Annotated in this window: 1 pseudogene; it reads right to left on the reverse strand. The window is 58.8% G+C overall.

What is annotated here, in order from left to right:
• Nucleotides 1–53 precede the first annotated feature (53 nt).
• Nucleotides 54–953: pseudogene (locus ACQKJZ_RS19455) on the reverse strand (Tn3 family transposase); the annotation flags it as partial.
• Nucleotides 954–1018 lie beyond the last annotated feature (65 nt).

The following is a 1018-nucleotide window of genomic DNA, read 5'->3' on the forward strand; positions in this document are numbered from 1 at the left end:
TTTTTTTTTTTTTTTTTTTTTTTTTTTTTTTTTTTTTTTTTTTTTTTTTTTTATAGCTCCGCGATGATGGCCAGCGCTGACAGGAGCCCCTGAACCGCGCCGGCGCCGCGAAACTCGAAGGCGTTGAGAAAAGCGCCGACAAAGAGCTTCACCGTCCGATGCCGCTCGATCAATTCGGCGGTGCGATCGACGGTTTCCGGTCGCCCGAGCACTTCGGCCTGCTCGACGGCCACGGCGAAGTGCTGCCAGTCCAGCGCCTCGATCTGCGCCAGAGAATCCACGCCCTTGCTGCGCGCGTCGATGAGGAGGCGGCAAGACCCCGTGAGCGTCCGGAGGTGGCCTTGCAACTCGCGCACCGTCTTGAGGGCTTTGTCGCGGGTCCGGTTCTCGGCGCGGCGCGCCATGCTGCCCAACAGCTTGTCGAACATCGTCAGGGTGGCGTCGGTCAGGCTTTCCTCAAGCCGGATGCCGGTTGCCGCCAGCGTCGCATGGCGGCGCAGGGCATTGAGTTCGCCAAGGTGCTGGGGTGTGATGCGGCTGCCTTCGTCCGCCAGCCTGTCAAAAGTCAAAGCCGGGATCATGTCGGCACGGGCGCGATCGAGGCCCAGCGCGCGGATATAGGCGAGCCGTTCGATCAGGCGCAGGATGTTGCGCGCTGCCGGCGATTGTGGCGCATTGCGCATCCAGGATAGCCATGTCGCGACCTGCCCCGGTCGTCGGGCCAGCAAATCGTCCAGGCCCTGAAGGGTGTCAGGCAGCAGGCCATTCGTGAGCACTTCATAGGTAAGCTGTTCGGCTTGCTGGCGCGCCCGCCGCAGCACCGCTTCGAGAATCGACGGAGAAGGCAGGAGGATCTGCAGGCGCCGGAGTTCATCGACGATGACGTCTGCCATCTGGCCGGGGTGTATGATGGTCTGCGCGATTGGGACCGAGAAGGCGACAACTTCACGGAAAAAAAAAAAAAAAAAAAAAAAAAAAAAAAAAAAAAAAAAAAAAAACCCAAAAAAACCCCCCCCCA

It is taken from the genome of Sphingomonas sp. NPDC019816, from assembly GCF_050274375.1.
Taxonomy (GTDB): Bacteria; Pseudomonadota; Alphaproteobacteria; order Sphingomonadales; family Sphingomonadaceae; genus Sphingomonas.